Genomic DNA, 23230 nt, shown 5'->3' on the forward strand with positions numbered 1-23230 from the left:
CTATTGAAAACCACCTCGGCCAGTTTCCAGGTTTAAATTAGTGATAGTCAAGTCAATAGAGTTAGGATTCTTATTCTTACTATTCCCCAATGATGGTTAGAAATTAAATAGATGTTTAATCAGTTTCCGCGACGACAATTTCTCTATCTAACAGGGGGATTCACTGTCACCTTAGCAATTAATACCGGTTTAAAAGCCGAAATATTGCCAAAAAAAATAGAAATAGAGGCTTTTAGCCCCGATGGTCAACCTTTAAATAAAAAAGCCCTCAATCAACTCTATTTTCTCACCCTTGCTGCCCAACCTTTACCAAATCCTCCCCGCAATCTGGAGGAGGGAAAATTATTTTCTTCCCTTCCCCCCTCCCCTGTAGCGATAACTCTTAAGTTACCGGTGAAGGGTTTCGGGGAAATGTTCCTAGAGGCAGATAATCGGGGTTTCGGTTACTCTGCTGCCGATTTTCCCTTAAATTTTAATTTAGCTGCCGCTGACTCCCATTTTTATCGGGTTAAACAGTCTCTCGAAGTCTGGCAGCAACAGGGGGGGCAATTTTCCCCCGCTATTTGGCAACGTCTGGAAACAGCGAAAAGCTATCTCGATTTAGCCAATGCCAGCGATAATAATAGAGAAAGGGTGCAGTACTGTGATAAAAGCTTAACTGAGAGTCTCTGGGCGGGGGAAATGGCAGTTATCAGTAAAGCAACCCAAATTATCGCCCAAAATTCTCTAAAACCAGACTTTCTCTTTGGTTGTAATTTTTTTGGCTATCCCCAACAGGGAGAAAAATACCAAGAATTATTCCAAGCAGTCTTTAATTTTGCAACAATACCCTTTTATTGGCGATATTTTCAGCAAAATGAGACGGATAAACGAGTTGATTGGCTACTTAATCATAATATTACCCCGAAAGGTCATCCTCTCGTCTGGTTTCATCCCGTGGGCATTCCCGACTTTATCCGCAATCAACCCTTTGCAGAGATTAAAAAATTAGTGGCAACGCGAGTTAGGGAAGTTACGGCATATTATCGGGGAAAAATCAGCCATTTTGACGTGATTAACGAGGCTAACGGCATTAAATGGGCAAATGATTTAAATTTCTCCCTCAACCAGTTGATCGAATTAACCGAGATTGCCTGTCAAGAATCCCGTCGCGGCAATCCGCAAGTGTATAGAATTGTTAATAGTTGTTGCACTTGGGGCGAAAATGTGGCATACCATCAACCGCCCCAACATAGTCCTTTAGAATATCTGCAAACTTGTCTAGAGGCAGGTATTGAATTTGAGGCGATCGGACTACAATTATATTATCCCGATCGAGATTTATTCGAGATCGATCGACAATTGGAACGTTTTAGTCAATTAGGAAAACCAATTCATATCACGGAATTAGGCATTTCTTCCGCCACCACCGTCGATGAATTATCCTATTTAAAGGAACCCCTAGGACGGTGGCGCGATGACTGGAGTGAGGCAATTCAAGCCGATTGGGTGGAACAATTCTACAGCCTTTGTTATAGTAAATCCTATATCAAAGCAATTAGTTGGTGGGATTTAACCGATAACGGTAATTTCTGGCCCCACGGAGGTTTAGTTAATAGGGATCTAACTCCGAAATTAGCCTACAAAAGGTTAAAAAATCTCCTACAAACCTGGCGAGGACAAGCATGAATACAATTAGTAATTTTTTAGCTAGTGCTATTGTCGGCGGTTGGATTATGACTATGGCGGTTTTTGTTATCCAAAATATCCAACCAGTTTCTTTAAAGTTTCTACAATTTGAGTCAATTAAAGTACCTATCGGCATTTTATTGGCTTTTTCTTTGGCAATGGGATTTTTTATCGCCGCAGTTATTCCCGCTTTTTTGAGAAAGTCGAAAAAATCTCCTCGCAGTCGCTTTTCTCCCCCAGAATCGGGGTTAGACGAGTTTGATTTTTAAATAGTCTTTTGACTGGCTAATTTATCGGCTCTCTTAGGGTTTGGTGGGTAAAATGTGTTCTAAGATACAGTCTTGCCAGCGAGCGACTGGAAAGAACCACAAAGACACAAAGGACACGAAGATCGATCGGTCTTATATAAGTTAAACTGGTCGCAACGCGCTCGCTACGCGAGATCACACCAAGAATAAGAGAGCCATTTATCGGCAGCATCCCGGGTGTATATTGTAGGAGCTAATTGCATTTTGTACTTTAAACAAGATTACAATTTTTGATAGCTGTTAGGACTCTCTGATGAATAGAAGCAAATAAACTTCCTTGCCATAAATAATTAAATTTCTTTTCTGTGATTAGATTGAGACAATTTAAAATTCGCTTTTTCCAGTCCTGTTGATTGTGAATGTTATTTCCCCAAGCTTGAAATAATTCCTTCTCACTAATGCCACCTAATTTATGAGATAATCGATTTCTATGATTACGCAATTCTTCAGAACCCCAAGCTTTTAAATCCTTAAAGTTTGCCTGGGGAGAAGTGAGAGCAATATACTTCTCTATTAATCTCTGTTGAGTGCGACTATCTAGCTTAATTTCAGGGACAGGATTGCCATTATTAACAAAAAGTTCTTTAAGAGCAGGATATTTATTCAACACAGATGATTGTAAAGATGAATAAGTATATTCAGAATTAACCATATAGTCTTTAAATTCATGTTTTAAACACTCATAAATTAAGCCTTCTACCGCTCGGAAACTATGAAGCATAGCCTCGGTTGTATTTTTTTGTTTTAGTCTAACTACTGCGGTATAAGCTTGTTCATAGGCCATCCACCAATATTGTTGATGCTGCTCTTTTTGTTGATTATTGAAACTAAAAGAAGCGGATTGAAAAAAATCTTCAAATTGTCCTTGATTCCAGCTTACTCCAGATTTAATTAGAGCATAAGTTTCTTTCCATTTTTGTTTATTTTGTTCATAGTAAGGTTTAACTAAGTTCTGAAGACCAGCATAATCATAGCGTTCTAATAATTGTAGGGCTTGTTGTCGAGTGCGATCCCAAAGATAGTTAGTCCCTAAAAAAGGCCCTGTGTAATCTGAAGAAATTCCCTTTTGATTGTTAGAAGGGGTGGGAATAAATTCATAGAATTTAATATCGTTTCCATAAAAACTCAATCCCGAAATTCTCGACGCTTCTGAAGCTTGCCCCACCCCACCTTTTAGGCACAATAAAATGGGTTGATCGGGTTGAGGTTTTATATTTTCTTTCCATACTTGTTGCCACCAACGGAACATTTCCTCGAAGTTAGAAGGGTTTTCATCATTTCTACCTATATAGAGAATATTTACTACCAAATCAGAATTTAATTTATTTAGCCAATACTTAATTAATTCTCCTGAGTAAAGAGTATCTTTTTCTCTTTCTTTTACTGTTTCATTTTGATCAGTTACTACTAAATAAACTTTTTCGAGATCATTGATTTTATCTTCCAAAAGCTTACCCAGAATGACTGGTTTTACTCGATCGCCATAATATTCAATGTTTTCCCAAAGGTATTGGGATATTTCTCGAAAAGATGATTTTTCGGTCAGAGCTAAATCAGACACTACTTCTATCTGTTCTCCGAGAATATCACCTTTCATGCGATCATCGCCAATATTATACCAGTCACCAGTGGTGACTTGAAACATTAAATCTCTGGTTCCGATCGTTGCAACTAAAATTGATTTCATGAGATTATAAAGGGAATATTTGAGCAAAATTTTGAGGACTTGTATTACTTCTTAATTGTTTGATAAACTCTTGACGGGGATTCAGATTAGCACCGAATACAGTAACTATCTGACAGCTAAAATGATCATCTCCTACATTCGCAATCCAGACTGGAGATGGTTTAGTGTCTTCCTTTTTTCTACCTACTTTGCCACAAAGGTCTGGATTATAGTTACCGTTAGGGTTAAATTCTGGAGAATGAAGAACTTTTAACGCATAAACTTTATTACTACTATTTTCACCCTTACAAACCAAAATTTTACAATTACTATCCGCTACATCATTCCAAAAATTTTGGGATACTTGACCCACTGTTCTAAGATTATTAGGATCGATGTCAGCGCCGACAACTTGCCCTAGAGAGTTATAAAAATCTCTTAAACGAGCTTGAAATTGTCTTTGCACACGCTGAATACTATTGGGAGTTTCCCAAAATTCTTCATCGTTATTAATATAAATCGTACAACCGCGAATTTGGGGATTACTGCTTCTTTTGTATTTCGGTCGTCTTGCACCCTGACCTATACCACCCATATTCACAATGAACCAAAGTAAATGTTTGTACAATTTTTTTAGGGAATTTATTTGACTTGTCGGTGTCTCGGTCGATAGAGATAAAATTACACTACCATGTTGCTCATTGTTGTGATGACTAGGAGTTTCGGTAGTATTAACTTTGAGATAACCGTATTTTTTATTTTTAGGATTAATACTTCCAAATAATTTAGCTTCAATCTCTTGAACACCGTATTTTTTAGGATTAATACCTCCAAATAATTTAGCTTCAATCTCTTGAACTTCGTTAATAGGTAAAACTCCGGATGCAAAAACACGAAACCAGTATCGCATCATCGATTTAAAGGCTGTCGGACGAACTTCTGCAACGGGTGCGCTCCGCATTTGCCATTCATTGCGTCGGTCATTCCATTGCCATTGGGTGAATCTTTGATAACCATGAATTAATTGACCTTCTAGCTCGAAATCCAAGCGATAAAACCCCGAATCGTGGCCATTTTTATTATTATCAGGATGAATATTATCATTAATTGGCTTTAATTCACCGTAACCACTATTTACTTGTGAACCTATGCCAAGCTGTAAACCTTTTTTCAGCCATTGTTTTACCTGTTCAAGTATCTTTTCATCTTGACAGTTACTAGCTAGACGTAAACCAATTAAAAAAGTTGATTCTTTGAGAGAGAAAAAAGGATTAGGGTTAGGAGAATATTCCATAGAATCATCTTTCCATGACCAAATATTATTAGCCATGTCCATTTCTAACCCCCCGTTTTTAGAAGGTAAAGGATAGGCATCAAAAAAGACAACTTTACCCGTTTTATTTTTTTCCTCTTTGGCGTTTATATCACCAAAATAGGGAGCGATTTCTTTTTCCGCGTCTTTCCATTCCAGATTATTTTCCGCCATGATTTCTCGGATGGCTTGGTTTCTGGCAACACCGCGCAATGTACTAGATGGAATATAGGGCATTCCGAGGGCATCAAAGGCAGGTAAAAGAATACTTTCCGGTCCACGATGACCACCGACACGAATACGCCAAGTGGATTTGACTTGAAAAGCGATTCCGTCTTTCGCTAACAGTTGGGTACGCCGATGGAGTTGTTCAAGACGCTGAGTGTAGTTAGCATTTTCTTGGGCTGTTTGCAGAATTTGGGTTTTAGTCGCATCTTTGTGTGGATAGTCGGCAGCACGCATCCAACGGAGATATTCGACAAAACTGGCTGATTGGTCGGGTTGAGGTTCGTTTTCGGGGTCTAACCACGGTGAGGGTGGAGGAGGATTGTTATTGCCGCCACCGCCGTTATTATTGCCACCGCCACCACTAAGAGGCTTTTTAGGGGGTTGGTTGTTATTTGTGGGTTTTATAGCTTGATTTTTTAGGGTGGGTTTTTGAGGGCGATTAGGACGTTGTAAGGGGCTATGGGACATAATAATTATAATTTCCTTTCTAGTTCAATGAATTATAAAAACTGTGGTGACAATTTACCTGAGTTAGTCCCCACTTTCCACATCGGAATAGATGGCATTAGCCCAGAAGCTAAATTCTTGGGCGATTTCCAAGCCTAAACCCGTTAGTCCTAGATAATCATCGGTAGATAAATCCTTGAGAGTAGTTAATCCTTGAGAATTAGAAAGATTATCTCTTTTAGATAACTTTTCTAGGCATTGAAAATACTTTTTAACCACCTGTTTTTTTCCTTCTTGATTGAGGGCAGTTTCTTCGGCTTTTAGTCGCATCATTCCCCAAGTAGAAAGATAGGTATAAAGTTCAATAGCTTGATTTTTTTGTTCTTTGCGGCGACTATCATCAGCAGTATCTGAGGACAATTTTTGCAAGGCAGTGAATACGGGATTGCTAATCGTTCTAGGGTCGAATGTCATGGTTATTTTGGCTCCAAAAGTTAAAAAATATTACCTGACCAAAGGGTATCAAGAGAGATAACAATATCGGGAAATGCAGCAGCAGATAAGGTTCCTGTACTAAATTTTTCTTGATATTGATAATCAGAATTTATCGGTTGACGAAAAACATAAATCTCTCGATTTTTGATGGCAACTACCCAATATTCTGCAATACCAGCTTGGGCATAGATGTGTTTTTTTTCGGTTAAGTCTTTACTGAGAGTTGAGTCAGAAATTTCGATTAACCAAAAAATTTCATCAGCATAGGGATGATGATCTCGATAGCGAGAACGAGGGGGAAAAACTACAGCGATATCGGGTTCAGGTTCTGAGTTTTCTAAGGTAATGGGTCCAACTTCTCTTACCCATGCTTTATCCTTGAGACGTTGACGGAGAAAGTTGGCTAATCCTTCTCCACTGTCTTTATGTAAAGGGCCTTCTGGACTCATTTCGAGAATATCTCCATTCAGTAATTCTACACGCCGATCGATTAAAATTCCCGCCGCAATCATGCGATGATAATCGACCACTGACCATTTAGCTAAGGCAAGATTAGCTGTCATAAATTACCTCTACCATTGTTGCACAAAACCACGTCCTAAACTTTCCTGTCCGCCGATTTGTAGAATGTCATTATCTGCTAATAACTGTTTAAAATCAGCTTGGGATTGTTGTCTGGTTCCATTAGCTTGAGAGGTAATACCCCAAGTAAAATACATTAAGGTGTCGGGGGGAATAGCTTCTTCATAACGAAATCCTCCATCGACGGATTTATGCTCATCTAATTTAATTTTAACTTGTCTCCATAAACTCATTTGAATTAGAGTCGTGCAATGCTGATCGGGTAATACTAAGACTTTATTAATGCCACTGCTGACAGAGTTTTTGGGAATAAAACTTGGCCAATTTGACCAGTCTTTTAGATCATCGACCTTGAGAATGGCATCCTTGAGATAAACGTTGGTGTTGGCCTTTTTAAAACTACAGCTATATTCGGGGGGAATTGTCAGACTAGGATTAGTTAATCTTGTCCAACGACGAAGAAGTAAAGGAGAAGTGATCCAGACGACACCGTGACTAAGGGAAGGGACGGGCAACCAGAGAATCGAACCATCTCCTATCCAGATGTCTCCCTGTTCCAAGTTTTCTGCACCTTTATCGATTTCATTACCGAATAACTTAAATTTTAGGTTTTCTTCGGTAGCTAAAGAACGGATTTTCCCGCGAATTGTACTGGAGGGAATATAGGGTAAAGTGGTATGGGATTCACGAGCAATACCCACTAGATTCCCCTCTTGAGTGGTTCCTCCGGTATGTAGGGGAGAAAGTAGATAAAAGTGGATTAAGTTCATGATTAATTATTCTCCTTTATAGTTGATCCAAAGTAATTCTGAGTAGCCTAATTTGCCCCTATTCGCTTGTCCAAAAACAGCGATCAAATTTGATCCAAAGTAATTCTGAGTAGCCTAATTTGCGCCAGCGTTGGTGATATTCGGGACTATCGGGCTGCTCTTGAAATAGGCGATCGGGTTGATTTAAATAGTATTGACTACCCGGGGGGGCCGCGAAGACTTGGGGGGCGGGAATGCTAGTATTTTCTTTTGATTGAATGCGGCAACTGATCGGAATAGCTCGATCGGTTGCGACACTGACTAGATTGCCCGGTTTCTGATTACTATTAACAGTATGGGCGAGTTTCCATTCCCAGGGCCAAGAGCGACAAATGGCTTGATTATTATCGTGACGGCGTTCAAAAATACCGGGGGTAACGAGATAGGCGATCGCTTTATTTATTTGTTTAAAGTTCTCCTCGGATTTTTGTTTTAATTCTTGCCATTGTTGACCTAAATTATCGCATTTTTCCAGTATAACTCGGTGTCCTTCTCCTCCTAACCGCAAAGTTGTGGGAGTGGGAATATTAACATCAATTCCGATCGCTATACTCCAACCGGGTAGCATTCGGATCGCTTTTTCGACAAAGTATCCATCGGCATCTTCTACCTGTTTACTTCCCGGTTTCATGGCATTATGGGAACGAATTTCTTCTTGCCAGGGTTTATCTTTTTCTTTGTGTTTTACTAACCATTGGCAAGGGTCGATCGCTCCTGTTTTTAAATAATCGAGAATAACTTCACAAGGTAGATACTGACGATATTTACCTTCTTTCTCTTCTTCCGCTTCATTTTCTCGATTTTGGCAATTTTTGTTAGGTTTAGCCTTAGCTAAGGGGGCAGGTTTCGATCGATCCCAAAATATATGGTTTTCTGAAATCGTTAAATTATCACTCCAAGAAATAGGAATTAATGGGTCAGAATTGGCGAATCCTAAAGGACGGGGTAGATATAAAGTATCTCCAGCAAAAGATAGGAATGGACCGGTGATTTTAAAATAACTATTTTTAGAGCGATCTAGTAAAGCACTTAAAGCACCGGCGATCGTGTGACCGTTGGGGGGAAATGTACTTCCGGCCCAGGCTCTTTCTCCGGGGCTAAAGGGTTTGGCATCCCGTAGGAGAAGAACATCTAGGGGAGTGATTGTGTACCAATACATTAAATGGAACCTCCGATCTTAATCTCTCTTTTTCGAGTCATAAAAGCCGCTAATTTCATCCAGCTACGCACGGCTTCGTTAAGATCATTAGGATCATTTTCCGTGGTTAACCAAAGATGTTTGAGAAAGTTGCTTAGGTCTTTTTGAAAAGCTTCTCTGTTCTCTGTTGTTAGATTTTCCCGACGGCTAGAGAACGCCTTGACCCAAACCTCGATCGCTTCTATCATTGGTATAGGATGCTGTTGCCAAAGGCCGGCCACTGCCTCGAATAAACTGGCATCGGAATTACCGGCGAGAAGTTGTTGCCATTGATAAAAAACATCAAACTTAGCCGTAGATTTTAGGATGTTTCCGTTGCCGTAGAGAACGCGCACTTGTACAGCATCTTTTTTGACTTTTTTGCCGTCAAAGCCTTTATAGGCGTGTTCCTTGGCTTTTTTCTCAGCCTCCCAGAGATTTTCTAGGGCGATAGCAAGGGGTACGGAATGATGAGCGATGACAATACCGAAACTGATAGTCGCCCGCTTTCCCATGGTAAATAGGGGACGTTTGGCGAGATTTTCGGGAGGTTTTTCGCCTTCCCATTGCCAATAGTCACCGGCGTTATTAAATTCCCCATGGGGGTCTTTTTCTCCCTTAAAACATTGGCGGATATCCCATAACCATTTATCCCATTCCCAGAGATTAGTATAGGCGAGAACATCATCACCGCCACCATAGATTAAGCGTCCTGCATAGCGTTGTTCGGTGAGGTAGGGAACGAGTTGATTAGAGAAGTCTAAAAGGGCGCGACTGAGGGCGCTATGGGTAGATGGTCCCATGCGTTTATTGAGGGTGACAAAATCGCCAAAAGCTTTTTGTACTTCTTTTTCTAGGGTATCGGTTTCGGTCGGGGGATGATCGGCGTATTGATGAAGTGACTTAGGGATATATTCTCGATAGGGTTTCATTTTTTGGCCTTTTAACCATTCCCCCATTCCGTCACCATCTCCTGCGGCGATAACATACCAATCAGCCGGGTTATTGTGGGGATAGTTTTGGTCAATTAATTGGCTTAATTGATGGCGATAATTAGCCATTTCTTCATCGGTAATCTCTAGTTCTTCTACTAACCATCCCGCATTGAGAAATCGAGGGTGATAACGTTTATATTCTGGTTCGATGTGATCGTCAATGTAGGGGATTCCCCAGGGTTGGGTAAGTGCCGGGGGAATCTTTTTCCCGTCTTCTCTTAACCTACGCGAGATGGTGCGACAAGCGTGATGAAAATGGTCGAGATCACCGCCTGTTTTGAGATAACCGGCGACTCCCACGGTTAAATCGGGATAAGCGGCATCTAGACGCTTTTGGTCGCTATTTTTTAAGAGTTTTGGCAGGATTAGGTGTAATCCGCGTTTAACGGTTTCCGTGGCGTTGAGTTGTTCGATCCCATCGAATAATCCGGCATTTCGTTGCCAATATTCTTTGCTTGCTTTTTCGCTAATCCAATCGTTGTTACTATCGGGATGGACGACGGGGCCAAGTCCAGAAATGGTGGAACGGGGGCCGAAAGCGGTGGGAATCTGCCAATCGCGGGCATTTTTGACAGCAGCAAGGGCGGAACGGTTTTGATCGAAAGCACTACTCCACCAAGAACCAACATTAGAACTAAAGGGATGTTTTTTCCATTTCTCAAGGCGTAGTTTTCCAGCTTTTTGCAGAAATTCCTGCTCTTTTTCTAAGAATAGAGCTTTTTTATCGTAGAGATTATAAAGTTCGTTTTGTTTGTCTCGCCAGCTTTGCGCTTTTTCTGGGTCTTCGGCTTGATTTTCGGCACTATTTTCGTTTTCTTGGTAAATTTCGCTACTGGTGAGGAGTTGGTCTTCTCTACCGATGGGGACCCCCACATAATAGGTTTGCCATTGGGCATTTAACCAACTGTCCCAGGTACGACTATTTTCTTTTAATTTGGGCATCCAGTGACGTTCTCCCAATTCCTCGAAAACTTGCCGACTAATTTCTTTCCATTCTTTTAATAAACTAGATTTAGCGGTTTGCATGGCCGCTGCCACCTTATCTTTGGGCAAGACGAGGATAATAATGTTGGGAAATCCGGCGGTTAGTAATTGTCGATCGCCCGGTGGGTCGATCCAGGGTTTAAAATCGGGGTATTTCTCTAGTAACCATCGATCGATTAAGGGTTGTGCGTAGAGAGAGGGATAGATCAAACTATCGGGACCGTATTGTTGGGCCAGTTGCCAGCAGACTTGAGCAGATAGATAGTGCAGAATCCAAGAACCTGCCCAAAAATCGCGCATTTTGCGGCTGGCTTTGATTAGTTCTTGCACAGGGGAAAAGGTGAAACTAACGAGATAAGCGTGGGATAATTGTTTTCCTGTCGGCCATTTATTGACCACATCCTCGGAGGTGAGATCATATCCCGCTAGGGTCCCGGCGATGGCCGCCGTTAAACTGGCATGACTCCAGATCGATCCGTCCGGTATTCTGGTTTCGGCGGGCATTAAAAGCAGATTTTCGTCATCGAGTAATTTCGTCGCCGCTTGGGGGAGACAGCGCCATAACCACCAAAATAGTTCTTTAGCTTCGTTTTCTGAGATTCCTGTGCGTAATCTGTCGGGAATTTGGTTAAATAGCCGTTTTTCCTGTTCTTTTAAGTAATCCGTGCGGTTAGAAGCGATTTTCTTATGGGTTGTGTCGGCTAATTTGAGATTTAAAGGTTCTCCGGAGAGGAGGTGACGCAATTCTAGACCTGTTTCTCGATCGTAGTTAACGAATTGGGTTAAACTACCGATCGCCGATCGATCGCTGGCTGAGGTGATATAGTCAGCTAGTTTGATTTGTTTGAGAATTGTTTTAGTCGATTTTTCGGGGTTATGTTTTCCCCACAACTTCATTACTTCTAAATCTCTCCAGAAACTGTTATCACCGCGTCCTGAGTTGCTATGTAGGGCCTTGAAGACGGGATCGTGTAGTAGTCCCCAGATTTTCGCTTGCCAGTATCCTAGGGCCATAAACGCCTCAATTCCTTGCTGACCGATGTTCTCAGTATATCAATATGCCTTAGGAACCTCTAGAGATAACACGATATTTTGAAGATTTTTCTAAAAAGCTTCAAAAGCTTATCCCGTCTAAGTTTCTGGTGGTATGAATTTTTTACTATGATTATCGTCTGTTGGGGGAGAATATCGATCGACCAACATTTGCGCCGATCGCCGGTGTTTTTCCGCCATTTCTGGGGGAGAGAGAATCTGGGCCTGTTCGAGATAGCGCTGTACCCACCAGAGAAATTCTTCCAGGGAACGGGACGGGAGAGCGATGTGGTAATCGATCGAGTTAAGGATTTTCGTCTGCGGGTCGATCTGGGGATTTGTCAACTGCTGCCGGGGGTGACGTGCTTCTCCCTCCCGGATAAAGTAACTCACAGGATGAAAAAAGCGAACTTTAACGGTAATTAGGGTTAATTGTGCCGCTAATTCCAATTTTTGCGCCGCTAAATCCCCCAAATTCAAGCCCCAGCCATTTTTAATCAGTTTGTGGGCATTATTGAGGCTGTGGCGCTGTTCTTCGAGGGAGCGAGAGGGTTCTGGGAGGATTCGACAATGACCGGCGAAACGATTGAGTCGGCCGATCGCCAGACAGCCATCGGGATAGGTTTCGTAGAGGAGATACCAGCCAATGTCACGGTAAATTAGCTGGAGGGGATAGATCGGGAAGGGCCCGGTAAATTTCTTTTGATAGGGATCGATCGGTCGGGCGATCTCGATTACCTCTCCCCGGACAATGGCCTGTTCTAGGGTGTCGATTTTCTCGTATAAAGTTTGGCGATATTTTCCCCGTTCCATCATCTCTTCGGGATCGGTATAGTTGATCGGTCGATCGAGTTGTTCCCAGACGGGATAGAGAAAGTCAGCCCGGGAGCCGAGTGTAAACCCTTGAAGACGGCGATCGAGTTGGTGATAGACCTGACGGATTCTCGGATCACCCTGATAGAGGGCCCGGGAGCGGAGTGCATCAAAGGCGATTTTAAGTTCGTCGGGACTCATAACGCCGGTGCCGAGATAATACCCCCAGCGATAGATGTGGCGATCGAGAATTTTGTAATCCCGTAGGGTCGTTATGTCTTTTCTCAGGGTGGCAATGGAGGGATATTCCGCAGGCCAACCGAGGGCGAGGGTGGCGGCGAGTTCTCTCACCCGTTCCTGTACTTCTGTTAATGCGTTGTGATCTTTCCCCGAATGGTAATTTTCCGAGGGATCGAGGGTTTGATAACCGACTCCGGGGTGTCGGACGAGGGTGGCGATCAGGAGCATAAGTCGCTGGAACTCGCGACTATCTCGTTCACGCAGTGTTCTTTCCCTAGAGGATTTGGGGTGCTGAGTCATACAGATGCAATCGGTTCAGTCAAGGGGAAAGCCAATATAAATTTACTTCACTCCGAGGGCTAGAAAATCCGATCAGGACTGGAAAAATCAGCCGCTCGATCGAGGGGTTAAATTATTGGCTTTTTAGGGTATCATCGACTGGCGACCGACAGGGGTGGGAGCAGATAACCTCGGTTTCCGGTAAAATCCCTCGATCTACCACGGGATAAGGGTTTTGTGGTTTATGGGGTTGACTGTGCGACCGTATCTAGCTATAATTAACTTATCCGTCGCAACTGGCTTCCGAACCCCAATCCTGTTCGGACGTTTGCCTACCGGCTCTCTCTACTCGCTAGAGAAATTAATTGAATGGAAACATTGGATGCTAACATGGCTTAGACCTGATAAGGGTTGCTCTCTACTCGCTAGAGAAATTAATTGAATGGAAACTTTTGAACGTTTGTACTACGTCTTTGTTTGTAGCGTTCTCTCTACTCGCTAGAGAAATTAATTGAATGGAAACTCTTTTATTTCTTTTGGTTGATCAACTATCGAGGCTAACTCTCTACTCGCTAGAGAAATTAATTGAATGGAAACCTGACCATTATTTGTCCATATAATTCGACAAGACACTCTCTACTCGCTAGAGAAATTAATTGAATGGAAACCTTTCGGCCAATCGGCGGAGGATTCGAGCGAAATATGTCTCTCTACTCGCTAGAGAAATTAATTGAATGGAAACTCAATATGCGTGACGACAATATCTTCAGAATTAGTCAACTCTCTACTCGCTAGAGAAATTAATTGAATGGAAACGCCTTTGCTCCCGACCAAGACCAATCAGCATTACCTCTCTACTCGCACTTAGAAATTAATTGAATGGAAACCTCCAATGTATTGATTAGGTATTTTAGCAAAGCAAATTTTTCTCTCTACTCGCACTTAGAAATTAATTGAATGGAAAATTATTGTAGGGCTAATTCATGAATTAGCCCTACAATTCAATTAAAGCCATTTTCCTATCTCTACTCGCGCTTAGAAATTAATTGAATGGAAACCTATCGCCTTCATTGTCCCAATCTCCTGTCTTTACTCTCTCTACTCGCACTTAGAAATTAATTGAATGGAAACCCCATTTTTTCCGAGTCCAGTACCCAGGGCTATGTCTCATCTCTCTACTCGCGCTTAGAAATTAATTGAATGGAAACCTATCGCCTTCATTGTCCCAATCTCCTGTCTTTACTCTCTCTACTCGCACTTAGAAATTAATTGAATGGAAACAATCTAATTGCTTTGGTTCTTTTCCGTAAATATGGGTAACTCTCTACTCGCACTTAGAAATTAATTGAATGGAAAATTATTGTAGGGCTAATTCATGAATTAGCCCTACAATTCAATTAAAGCCATTTTCCTATCTCTACTCGCGCTTAGAAATTAATTGAATGGAAACGTGAAACCTTTGCCTCAGCGTGCATCTGCCTCCGGATACGGGCAAAGGTCTTGATGCAACGCAAACCTGTTATAATAATCAACCAGATGGGAGCCGTGACTGCGTGCGTAGATATCTAGGGCTTTGGGGTGGGAAAACTGGAATGACAACTGACTTTATCGAGATGTACGAAAATGCTTTACCCCCCCAATTGTGCGAAGAGATCAGGCATCGTTTCGAAGCCAGCGATCGCAAGTCAGATGGACGGATCGGTCATGGAGTCGACAAATCCAAGAAGAACAGCACCGACATCACCATCACAGGCCTCTCCGAGTGGAGCGATTTGCACAGTCAGATACTCGACAGCACACTGCGTCACCTGATGTTGTACATTCGCAAGTATCCATACCTGATCACCAGTGCGTTTGCATTAAGCTTGCAAGATCCGGCTACCGGACTGCTCAGACCCTTAACAGCTGCGGATGTTGGGACGGCATCAGACCCGGAACTCGCCGAGTACCTATTCAGAATGTTTCGACCAGGAGCGATCAACGTTCAGAAATACGGGAAGAGTCTCGGTGGTTACTACTACTGGCATTCGGAAATCTATCCTTGTGACCCAGCTGCTGAGACGCTCCATCGCGTCCTTTTGTTTATGTTCTATCTGAACGATGTAGAGCGCGGTGGTGAGACGGAGTTCTTGTACCAAGAACGGAAGCTCAAGCCAACCTCTGGGACGATGGTGATCGCTCCCGCCGGTTTTACCCACACCCATCGCGGCAATGTGCCGGAGTCTCAAGACAAGTACATTCTGACCAGCTGGATATTGTTCAACCGCGCCGAGCAGATCTATCCTCGCCACCCCAATCCTGCGTGAGACGACGCAAGCCACACAAGGACAGGTAAGCTGTTGACTATCTAAATTATTCGTTAAGATTGCAGAGGAGCGGGGAGAGGCAGTTTGAGCATTTGTCCTAAAATTTCCAATAGGCAGTTTAAATTCAGTACAGCTTATAACGTTGTGTGGCTCACGCTTGTTGGCAATGCGATAATAAGGGACGAGACGAGCAAATGAATTGGGGCGGAAAATGGAAGGATAAAAAAGATTTGAGCGGAATGCCTGACAACGGACGGAGTGAACAGGCCACCGTCTGGTGATGGTAGCTCTCTACTCGCGCTTAGAAATTAATTGAATGGAAACATTTGTAGGGTTAATTCATGAATTAACCTCTCTACTCGCGCTTAGAAATTAATTGAATGGAAACCCGCTTTAAATTTTGGATTGAAATTTTGTATTTATCTCTCTACTAGCACTTAGACATTAGCTGAATCTCCCCCAATCCCTTTCCTGTTGACTCTTGCAAAAGTGCCTCATTTCAATAGGCAATTTAAATGCGCGGGCAGCTTATTCTATATGGTAATGTTTAATTGTATTCCCACAAAAGTTGCTTATGTCCTTACCTGAACTCCCTCTTCATCTTCAATTAACCCAAATGGTTTCGGGTTACTGGCTATCTCAGGCCATCTATGCTGCGGCTAAATTAAGTCTAGCCGAGCATTTAAGCAAAGGAGCGAAATCCTGTCAAGAATTGGCCTCCCTAACTGAGACTAATCCTGCTGCTTTATACCGACTGATGAGAGCATTAGCTAGTGTGGGAATTTTTCAAGAAACTGAATCTCAACAGTTTATACTAACTCCCTTAGCCGAACATTTATCTAGTGACCATCCCCGGTCAGTAAAAGCGACAGCAATTATGTTAGGAGAAGCCCCCCATTATCAAGCCTGGGGAAATGTGTTACATAGTATTAAAACGGGACAACCATCTTTTGATGATGTCTTTGGGATGGGGGTCTTTGAATATTTTCAAACCCATCCGCTAGATGCCGAGATTTTTGAACAGTCGATGAATAGTTTTTCTTTTTCGGAGGAAAAGGCTATTTTGGCTGTGTATGATTTCTCGGAATTTCAAACCCTAGTAGATGTAGGTGGGGGATACGGTGAGATGTTGGGGACAATCCTAGAGCAATATCCCCACCTCAAAGGGATTCTTTTTGATGAAGAATATGTAATTTCCCATTGTCAACCGACTTTAGAAAAACACGGCATTCTCCATCGTTGTCAAACCGTTGGGGGTAGTTTTTTTGAATCCGTACCGTCGGGAGGAGATGGCTATTTACTAAAACATATTATTCATGATTGGGATGATCAACGAGCGATTGCTATTTTGAAAAACTGTTGTCAAGCTTTAGATAGCGATGGGAAAGTTTTAGTCTTGGAAATGGTTGTTCCTGCGGGTAATAATCCTTCGGCCGCTAAAATGTTAGACCTGAATATGTTAGTTATGTGTCCGGGAGGTAAAGAAAGAACCGCAACAGAATTTGAGGAATTGTTGAGCCAAGCGGGATTAAAATTAAATCGCATTATTCCGACTCAAGAGGATATTTGCCTTATTGAATGCGTTAAAAAATAAGTCAACGAGATCAGGCGCAGGTTGTAGGTTCCTTGCGCCTCTACAGGGTTCTTTCTACTCTTCTCGACTTTCTGTGATCATCAGCGCTTTGTCTCCTGCCAAGGTTCTACCTTGGCATGGGACAAGGGAGGGTTTTTCTCCCTTCCCTGATGGGTTACACAAGAGCTAGAATCTCTGGAAGTGCCTTGCAAGGGAGAGCCTGGCAACGAGGTAAGACTATACAGAAACGAGAAGAGCCAAGTTATCGTTGAAACTGCTAAGTATCTAAGCACAATTAATTACACATCTAAGCCACTACTCCGTCAGACTTCTGATGTGAGGAAACAGTGAACTGAAAACTCAAATCCGATCCCTAATAGCTGTCTCCCGTCTCCCGTCTCCCGTCTCCCGTCTCCCGTCTCCCGTCTCCGTTCGGACCTCGGCGTGAGCTTTTGTCGAACGCAAAAGCTCACGGCCGAAGCCCAAATCGTGAGGTTTGGGAATCGCCGTCCGTTTTACGGCGGCGAGGATGTCAACGCTTTGGTGGTCGCTGTCTTGGGAGGTGCTGCTAAACTTTTTGGTTTTTTCCCTAATCCCTAGAAGTGGCTCCTAGAAACGGCCCCCCAACTCCCCCAAAAAAATTTTTGCCAAGGGTGATAGGTTTCCTGAAACAGGTGGGTAAGTTGTTTGTAGGAAAGAAAAATCACACCTACCCACCACAAGGATATACCTATGAACTCTACTTTTAAATTCAAACTCATCCAAGCTCTCAACAAAAAGAACGGTAACAAAGGTTTCACCCTCATCGAACTTCTAGTTGTCGTTATCATCATCGGTGTACTCGCCGCTATCGCTCTCCCCAACCTCCTCGGTCAGGTAGCCAAAGGCAGACAAGCGGAAGCCCGCAACAACTTAGGTACCGTTAACCGCGCTCAACAGGCTTACCGCTTGGAAAGCGCCACCTTTACCGAAGTTACTAACCTACCTGTTGTAACCACTGGCACTTACTATGGTACTTCGTCTACTGCTGGCGTTATTGGTGGTTCTGCCAGCCAAGTTGGTACTAACCAAGCCGCTATCCCTAACACCACTTACACTAATGACATCCTAGAATACGAATCTGCTGTAGGTCAAACCAGCGCTGGCGTTTATTCTGCCGTTATCTGTGAACAAACCACTAACCCTAATAGCGGAGCCATCACTGAGGCTGGAACTTGGTCTGCTGCTGGTAGTGAGACTGATCCCGCAGCTTGTGCTGGCGGCGGTCGTCTTATCCAGTAATCCCAGTCTAGAAAAGTATGCGGGTTGTGCTTGCATACTTCTCTGAATAATGGCAATTTCACAACTCAACTTTAATCATACTTTAGCGGAAGGTGGCAGGAGAATATTCTTTTGCAAACCTTGCGCTTTTGGTTTTTTTGGGAAGTGGGGAAGTGGGGAATGGGGGAAGTGGGGAAGTGGGGGAATGGGGGAATTTCAACTAAAACCCCAACACCCGAAAACCCGAAAACCCGAAAACCCCAACACCCGAAAACCCTAACACCCGAAAACCCAAAATATAGTCAATATTGCCAGGTACTAACCATGAAAGACCTTCTTTTTTTAGCAATCAAATCACCAAGAAAAAAAGCGAGGGGTTTTACTTTAATAGAATTATTGGTTGTTATTATCATCTTAGGAATTCTCGCTGCCATTGCCATACCATCACTGTTAGGACAAGTCGCCAAAGGTAGGCAAGCAGAAGCTCGCTCAGTCCTGGGAGCAATTAATCGCGCCCAACAGGGCTATCGCCTAGAAAATGTCACTTTTACCACTTTGGAGCAATTACCTATTGCGATTAACGATGCTAAATTTTATACTTTTGTCGATAATTCTAGCGTTACTCCCGATGCTTTTGGAGCCGCCTATCAAGCGAATGCTGTGACTCAATTTGCTGACGAGATTAAAAATTATGCAGGGGCAGCCGGACAAACGGCAGCGGGGGCCTATACCGGTATTATTTGTGAGGATGAAACTCCTTTAGAAGATAATGTTTCTACCAGTAATTCCGCCGGCGAGCTTGATTGTGTTGATGGCATTAGAATTAATTAAAATAACCAAGAAAACCTTTGATTTTTGTTGATAAGTAAATGGTTATAATTATGAAGGTCGTGTTTTGTAGCTTGATTCATGGTAGGTTGATTCATCGTAGGGTTAATTCATCGTAGGGTTAATTCATCGTAGGGTTAATTCATCGTAGGGTTAATTCATGAATTAACCGCGATGGTAGGGTTAATTCATGAATTAACCCTACACTGATTATTGACTTTTAGTTAAATCTATGCTAGGCGCAAAAAAATCTCTCAATCTATCTCTAATCAAAACTCTTGGTTTAGTCGCCATTATCGGTGGGCTAATCATGGCTGTTGTGGAAATGCAACAGGAAAAGGTGAAAACCTTGACTAAAGAAAAATTATTAGAGAGGAATTATAGTCAAGAATCTCGCCTAGAAAATGCTCAGGTTGAGTTATTAAAAAATATGCCTTCCTTTGGCTTTGGCAATATGTTAGCTAATTGGGCAATGTTGCAGTTTATACAATACTATGGCGATGTGGATGCTCGTAGGGAAACTGGTTACGGTTTAAGTCCCGATTTTATGGAGATTGTCACCAAAAATGACCCGAAATTTATCCGCGCTTATTTGATGATGTCCGTGGCTTCTTCCGTGAATGCTGGCAAACCCGAAAGAACCATCGAGATTATGAATAAAGGTTTATCAAAACTCACTCCTGATGTCACCGATGCCTATTTTCTTTGGTTATATAAAGGAGTGGATGAACTATTATTTTTAGGGGATATTCCTGCGGCGAAAAACTCGAATCAAATGGCCGCTGATTGGGCGAAAATTGCTGGTAATGAATTTATCGAAAAATCCGCTAGGGGAACAGTAAAATTTTTAGAAACTAATCCCGATAGTCGCGCCCCCAGAGTCGGCGCTTGGATGTTAGTCTGGCTAAATAGCAAAGAAGAAGAAACCCGCAGGTTAGCTAAGGAAAATATCGAAAAATTGGGCGGTAAATTGGTTGTGGTTAATGATAATCAAGTGATGGCAATTCCCCCCAAGGATTAGGAACTGGCATATTTTTACTCCTGCCAAAACTTATGATTTAATAAACCATCAATATCCTCAGCAAAGGGACAAACATCGGGAAAATTAGAGTCTGGATAATCCTCTTTCACCGCTTCTAAAGCTTCTCGATAACATTCTTCTAAAATCTCTATCATAAACCTTTTCAAACTAGGAGAATACTTAAATTCCTTCTTCAAATCCTTGCGAAAATTTCTAATTTCAATTTCCCACCCCCGATAACAATCGGGAAGAACCACATAACAACGTTTTAATAAATGTTCTAATAAACGAGTTAAAAAATTATCGACCGCTTTGCGTTGACTTTTACCCAAAGATTCCACCTCCTCGATCAAATTCTCTAAATCAACCCGGGATAAATCCCCAGATTTTAATTGTTTGACCGTTTCCTCTATCCACAAAGCAAAATCTTGATCATAAAGATTTTTTACCTTTGCTAAAGTCATAATTTTGACCTCCTCTGTTGACTAATTACCTTCATTTTACCGAAACTTCGCCAATTCAGACTAAATCTGGTTATTAAAAACTGATTATTTATTCCCCTTTTTGCATGAGTGCATGAGTAGAAAAAGGGTTTCTCCGAGAAACCCGTTTTCTGTGCGTTACTCAACGGATTTAGTATGATTACCTATTCTCCCTATCCCAAGAGTGCCTCTCCTCAACGGATTTAGTATCAAAGTTTAACTTTCCCAAAACTTATGATTTAATAAACCATCAATATCCTTAGTAAAGGGACAAACATCGGAAAAATTAGCATCATATTCAATTCGCATATTTTCCACCGCTTCCTGATAACAATCATTGCAAATATCGGTTAAAAAACTGCATAAGCTAGGAGAATCTTTAAGAATATCTTTTAACTTAAATTGACAGCGTTTAATTGTTACTTCCCAACCTCGATAACATTCGGGCAAAGGAAGATAACGCCGTTTTAAAGCGTGTTCAAATAATGTAATTAAACGGTTTTTTAGTTCTCTTTTGTCTCGTCTTCCCAAAGATTCTACCTCCTCGATCAAATTTTCTAAATCAACCTGAGATAAATCCCCAGATTTTAATTGCTTAACCGTTTTCTCTATCCACAAAGCAAAATCTCGATCATAAAGATTTTTCACCTTGGCTAAAGTCATAATTTTGACCTCCTCTGTTGACTAATTACCTTTATTTTACCGAAACTTCGCCAATTCATACTAAATCCGGTTATCAAAGACTGATTATTTATTCTCCCTATCCCAAGAGTGCCTCTCCTCAACCGATTTAGTGTTATAGTTAAGGGATGCCCCCAAAACCCAACAACTAACAAGCCACAAACTGCACCGATCGAGGGTTAATCACAGAAACCAAAAACCTAACTAATACTATCCAAAATTACTCATGACTTATGCTATAATAGTCCTATGAGTAAGTTGACCAGATCAGAAGCGGCTAAATTAAAAGGTGTAAGCGTATCGACATTAAGACGTTGGGAGTCTGAAGGTAAACTAATACCAGAAAGAACTGCTAACGGGCATCGACGTTATACCGTCTCTCAGTTGCTTGGAGTAAAAGAGAATCTTTCCTATACTGTTGGCTATTGTCGCGTTTCTAGTCATGATCAAAAGAAAGATTTAGAACGTCAAAAAGAAGTTGTCGAATTGTTTTGCGCTCAAAACGGTTGGCAAGTTGAAATTATAGACGACTTAGGTTCAGGACTTAACTACAACAAAAAAGGATTAAAGCGATTAATTCGGTTGATTGTTGATAGTAAAGTAGAGAGATTGCTCTTAACTCATAAGGATAGATTACTTAGATTTGGTAGTGAACTAATCTTTAGTCTGTGTGAGCAATTCGGAACTGAAGTTGTCATTATCAATCGAACTGAAGACAGTACATTTGAGGAGGATTTAGCGCAAGATGTCTTAGAAATTATTACGGTATTTTCCGCTAGATTGTATGGCTCTAGAAGCCATAAAAATAGAAAAATCGTAGAGGAGTTAAGAGACGTTGCTACTAGGATTCAAGACTGAGTTAAAACTAAATAATCAACAACGCTCATTATTAGCCCAACACGCAGGAACCGCACGTCATGCTTGGAATTGGGGTTTGGCTTTAACCAAGCAAATTTTAGACCATAATCAAGCTAACCCTGATGAAAAAATCAAGTTTCCTACGGCTATTGACCTTCACAAATGGTTGGTAGCATTGGTAAAATCAGAGCATGATTGGTATTACCAAGTGTCTAAATGCGCTCCCCAATGGGCGTTAAGAGCTTTATCCGATGCTTGGAAAAGATGCTTCAAGAAGATAGCTAAACCACCAAATTTCAAGAAGAAAGGTAAACAGGATAGTTTCACTTTAGATGGGAACATTAAAATTGCCCATCAAAAGATAAAAGTTACTGTGATTGGTTGGTTAAAAACTTACGAGCGGCTACCTGATGGATACCAGCCAAAATCTGTTACTATTAGTAAAAAAGCTAATAGGTGGTTTATTAGTTTTAAGATGGAAGTTGAACAGCAAACAACCAATAAAACTCATGATGTAGTTGGTTGTGATCTGGGAATTAAATCTTTAGCTACTTTATCGACAGGTGAGACGTTTGAAGGCTCTAAAAGTTATCGTAAATACGAAAAACAATTAGCCAGACTTCAATACTTGAACCGACATAAGGTAAAAGGTTCAAATAATTGGAACAAAGCCCAACGGCAAATAGCTAAACTTCATTTTAAAATAGCTAATATCCGTAAAGATACGTTACATAAACTCACCACTTATTTAGCCAAGAACCACGGCAAGATAGTAATTGAGGATTTAAATGTGTCTGGGATGATGGCTAATCACAAATTAGCTAAAGCCGTTCAGGATATGGGTTTTTACGAGTTCCGAAGACAACTTGATTATAAAACTCAGTTGTATGGTTCGGAATTAATCATAGCCGATAGGTGGTTTCCTAGCAGTAAAACCTGTTCCAATTGTGGGTACAAAAAAGAGTCTCTATCTTTAACTGAAAGAGTTTTTGAGTGTGAGCAATGCCATGTAGTTTGCGGTCGAGACTTGAACGCTAGTCTAAATCTAGCTTCTTTGGCGGTGAGTTCCACCGTGTCAGCTTGTGGAGTAGATAGTGCCGACACTACTACAGTGAAGCAGGAAGTTAACGTCAAATTTGCTCATGAGTAGATTTGAGTAAGTTTAACAGAACGGATAATATAACCT

Annotated in this window: 19 protein-coding genes and 1 CRISPR repeat array; of the genes, 9 read left to right on the forward strand and 10 right to left on the reverse strand. The window is 41.7% G+C overall.

The window, feature by feature from the left end; genetic code table 11:
- Positions 1-111: 111 nt before the first annotated feature.
- Together RAM70_RS06090 and RAM70_RS06095 are read left to right on the forward strand one after the other, a co-directional pair.
- Complete coding sequence (locus tag RAM70_RS06090) at positions 112-1668, forward strand: endo-1,4-beta-xylanase (RefSeq protein ID WP_045359524.1); 1557 nt, start codon at positions 112-114, stop codon at positions 1666-1668.
- Positions 1665-1937 carry a lipopolysaccharide assembly protein LapA domain-containing protein gene (locus tag RAM70_RS06095; RefSeq protein WP_045359525.1) on the forward strand — a complete coding sequence of 91 codons (273 nt, stop codon included), beginning with the start codon at positions 1665-1667 and terminating at the stop codon, positions 1935-1937. Before RAM70_RS06090 ends, RAM70_RS06095 begins: the two co-directional genes overlap by 4 nt.
- Positions 1938-2187: 250 nt before the next feature.
- Here the strand turns inward: RAM70_RS06095 and RAM70_RS06100 are convergent, their stop codons facing one another.
- The 8 genes from RAM70_RS06100 to RAM70_RS06135 form a co-directional block, all read right to left on the reverse strand.
- Complete coding sequence (locus tag RAM70_RS06100) at positions 2188-3573, reverse strand: hypothetical protein (RefSeq protein WP_312672799.1); 1386 nt, start codon at positions 3571-3573, stop codon at positions 2188-2190.
- Positions 3574-3667: 94 nt separating this feature from the next.
- Complete coding sequence (gene cmr6, locus RAM70_RS06105) at positions 3668-5650, reverse strand: type III-B CRISPR module RAMP protein Cmr6 (protein ID WP_312672800.1); 1983 nt, start codon at positions 5648-5650, stop codon at positions 3668-3670.
- A gap of 63 nt (positions 5651-5713) precedes the next feature.
- A complete protein-coding gene (locus tag RAM70_RS06110) occupies positions 5714-6103 on the reverse strand; it encodes a hypothetical protein (protein ID WP_190380788.1) in 390 nt (129 codons plus the stop codon).
- 20 nt (positions 6104-6123) lie between these two features.
- Positions 6124-6687, reverse strand: a complete 564-nt coding sequence (locus RAM70_RS06115; RefSeq protein WP_024969471.1) for a Uma2 family endonuclease — start codon at positions 6685-6687, stop codon at positions 6124-6126.
- Positions 6688-6696: 9 nt separating this feature from the next.
- Entirely contained in the window at positions 6697-7476 is a 780-nt protein-coding gene (gene cmr4, locus RAM70_RS06120; RefSeq protein ID WP_045359530.1) for a type III-B CRISPR module RAMP protein Cmr4, read from the reverse strand.
- Positions 7477-7534: 58 nt separating this feature from the next.
- Entirely contained in the window at positions 7535-8674 is a 1140-nt protein-coding gene (locus RAM70_RS06125; protein WP_312672803.1) for a type III-B CRISPR module-associated Cmr3 family protein, read from the reverse strand.
- The gene (gene cas10, locus RAM70_RS06130) at positions 8674-11685 is read right to left on the reverse strand and encodes a type III-B CRISPR-associated protein Cas10/Cmr2 (RefSeq protein WP_312672805.1); all 3012 of its coding nucleotides are present in this window, start codon (positions 11683-11685) and stop codon (positions 8674-8676) included. The genes RAM70_RS06125 and cas10 overlap by 1 nt, the downstream gene beginning before the upstream one ends.
- A 117-nt stretch (positions 11686-11802) precedes the next feature.
- Positions 11803-13056 (reverse strand): helix-turn-helix transcriptional regulator, encoded by a 1254-nt coding sequence (locus RAM70_RS06135; protein ID WP_312672806.1) that lies wholly within the window; start codon positions 13054-13056, stop codon positions 11803-11805.
- 320 nt (positions 13057-13376) lie between these two features.
- A CRISPR array of direct repeats spans positions 13377-13851; the repeat unit is 36 nt; unit sequence CTCTCTACTCGCTAGAGAAATTAATTGAATGGAAAC.
- A gap of 776 nt (positions 13852-14627) precedes the next feature.
- Between RAM70_RS06135 and RAM70_RS06140 the strand changes: the two genes are divergently transcribed.
- The 5 genes from RAM70_RS06140 (at position 14628) to RAM70_RS06160 (ending at position 20023) form a co-directional block, all read left to right on the forward strand.
- Positions 14628-15341 (forward strand): 2OG-Fe(II) oxygenase, encoded by a 714-nt coding sequence (locus tag RAM70_RS06140; protein ID WP_312672807.1) that lies wholly within the window; start codon positions 14628-14630, stop codon positions 15339-15341.
- A gap of 574 nt (positions 15342-15915) precedes the next feature.
- Positions 15916-16935, forward strand: a complete 1020-nt coding sequence (locus RAM70_RS06145; RefSeq protein ID WP_312672808.1) for a methyltransferase — start codon at positions 15916-15918, stop codon at positions 16933-16935.
- A gap of 711 nt (positions 16936-17646) precedes the next feature.
- Positions 17647-18195, forward strand: a complete 549-nt coding sequence (locus tag RAM70_RS06150) for a type IV pilin-like G/H family protein (RefSeq protein WP_312672809.1) — start codon at positions 17647-17649, stop codon at positions 18193-18195.
- 303 nt (positions 18196-18498) lie between these two features.
- On the forward strand, positions 18499-19005 hold the full coding sequence (locus tag RAM70_RS06155; protein ID WP_312672810.1) for a type IV pilin protein: 507 nt from the start codon (positions 18499-18501) through the stop codon (positions 19003-19005).
- A gap of 229 nt (positions 19006-19234) precedes the next feature.
- Positions 19235-20023 (forward strand): hypothetical protein, encoded by a 789-nt coding sequence (locus RAM70_RS06160; protein ID WP_312672812.1) that lies wholly within the window; start codon positions 19235-19237, stop codon positions 20021-20023.
- A 14-nt stretch (positions 20024-20037) separates the two neighbouring features.
- Here the strand turns inward: RAM70_RS06160 and RAM70_RS06165 are convergent, their stop codons facing one another.
- The gene (locus tag RAM70_RS06165; RefSeq protein WP_312672814.1) at positions 20038-20487 is read right to left on the reverse strand and encodes a DUF29 domain-containing protein; all 450 of its coding nucleotides are present in this window, start codon (positions 20485-20487) and stop codon (positions 20038-20040) included.
- Between the two features lie 234 nt (positions 20488-20721).
- Positions 20722-21168, reverse strand: coding sequence for a DUF29 domain-containing protein (locus RAM70_RS06170; protein ID WP_312672816.1), 447 nt, complete (start codon positions 21166-21168; stop codon positions 20722-20724).
- A 267-nt stretch (positions 21169-21435) separates the two neighbouring features.
- Here RAM70_RS06170 and RAM70_RS06175 point away from each other — a divergent pair, with 267 nt between their 5' ends.
- Positions 21436-22044 carry an IS607 family transposase gene (locus RAM70_RS06175; RefSeq protein ID WP_287999826.1) on the forward strand — a complete coding sequence of 203 codons (609 nt, stop codon included), beginning with the start codon at positions 21436-21438 and terminating at the stop codon, positions 22042-22044.
- Entirely contained in the window at positions 22022-23194 is a 1173-nt protein-coding gene (locus RAM70_RS06180; protein WP_312672818.1) for an RNA-guided endonuclease InsQ/TnpB family protein, read from the forward strand. Before RAM70_RS06175 ends, RAM70_RS06180 begins: the two co-directional genes overlap by 23 nt.
- Positions 23195-23230: the final 36 nt, after the last annotated feature.

The sequence above is a fragment of the Microcystis wesenbergii NRERC-220 genome, assembly GCF_032027425.1.
Taxonomy (GTDB): Bacteria; Cyanobacteriota; Cyanobacteriia; order Cyanobacteriales; family Microcystaceae; genus Microcystis; species Microcystis wesenbergii_A.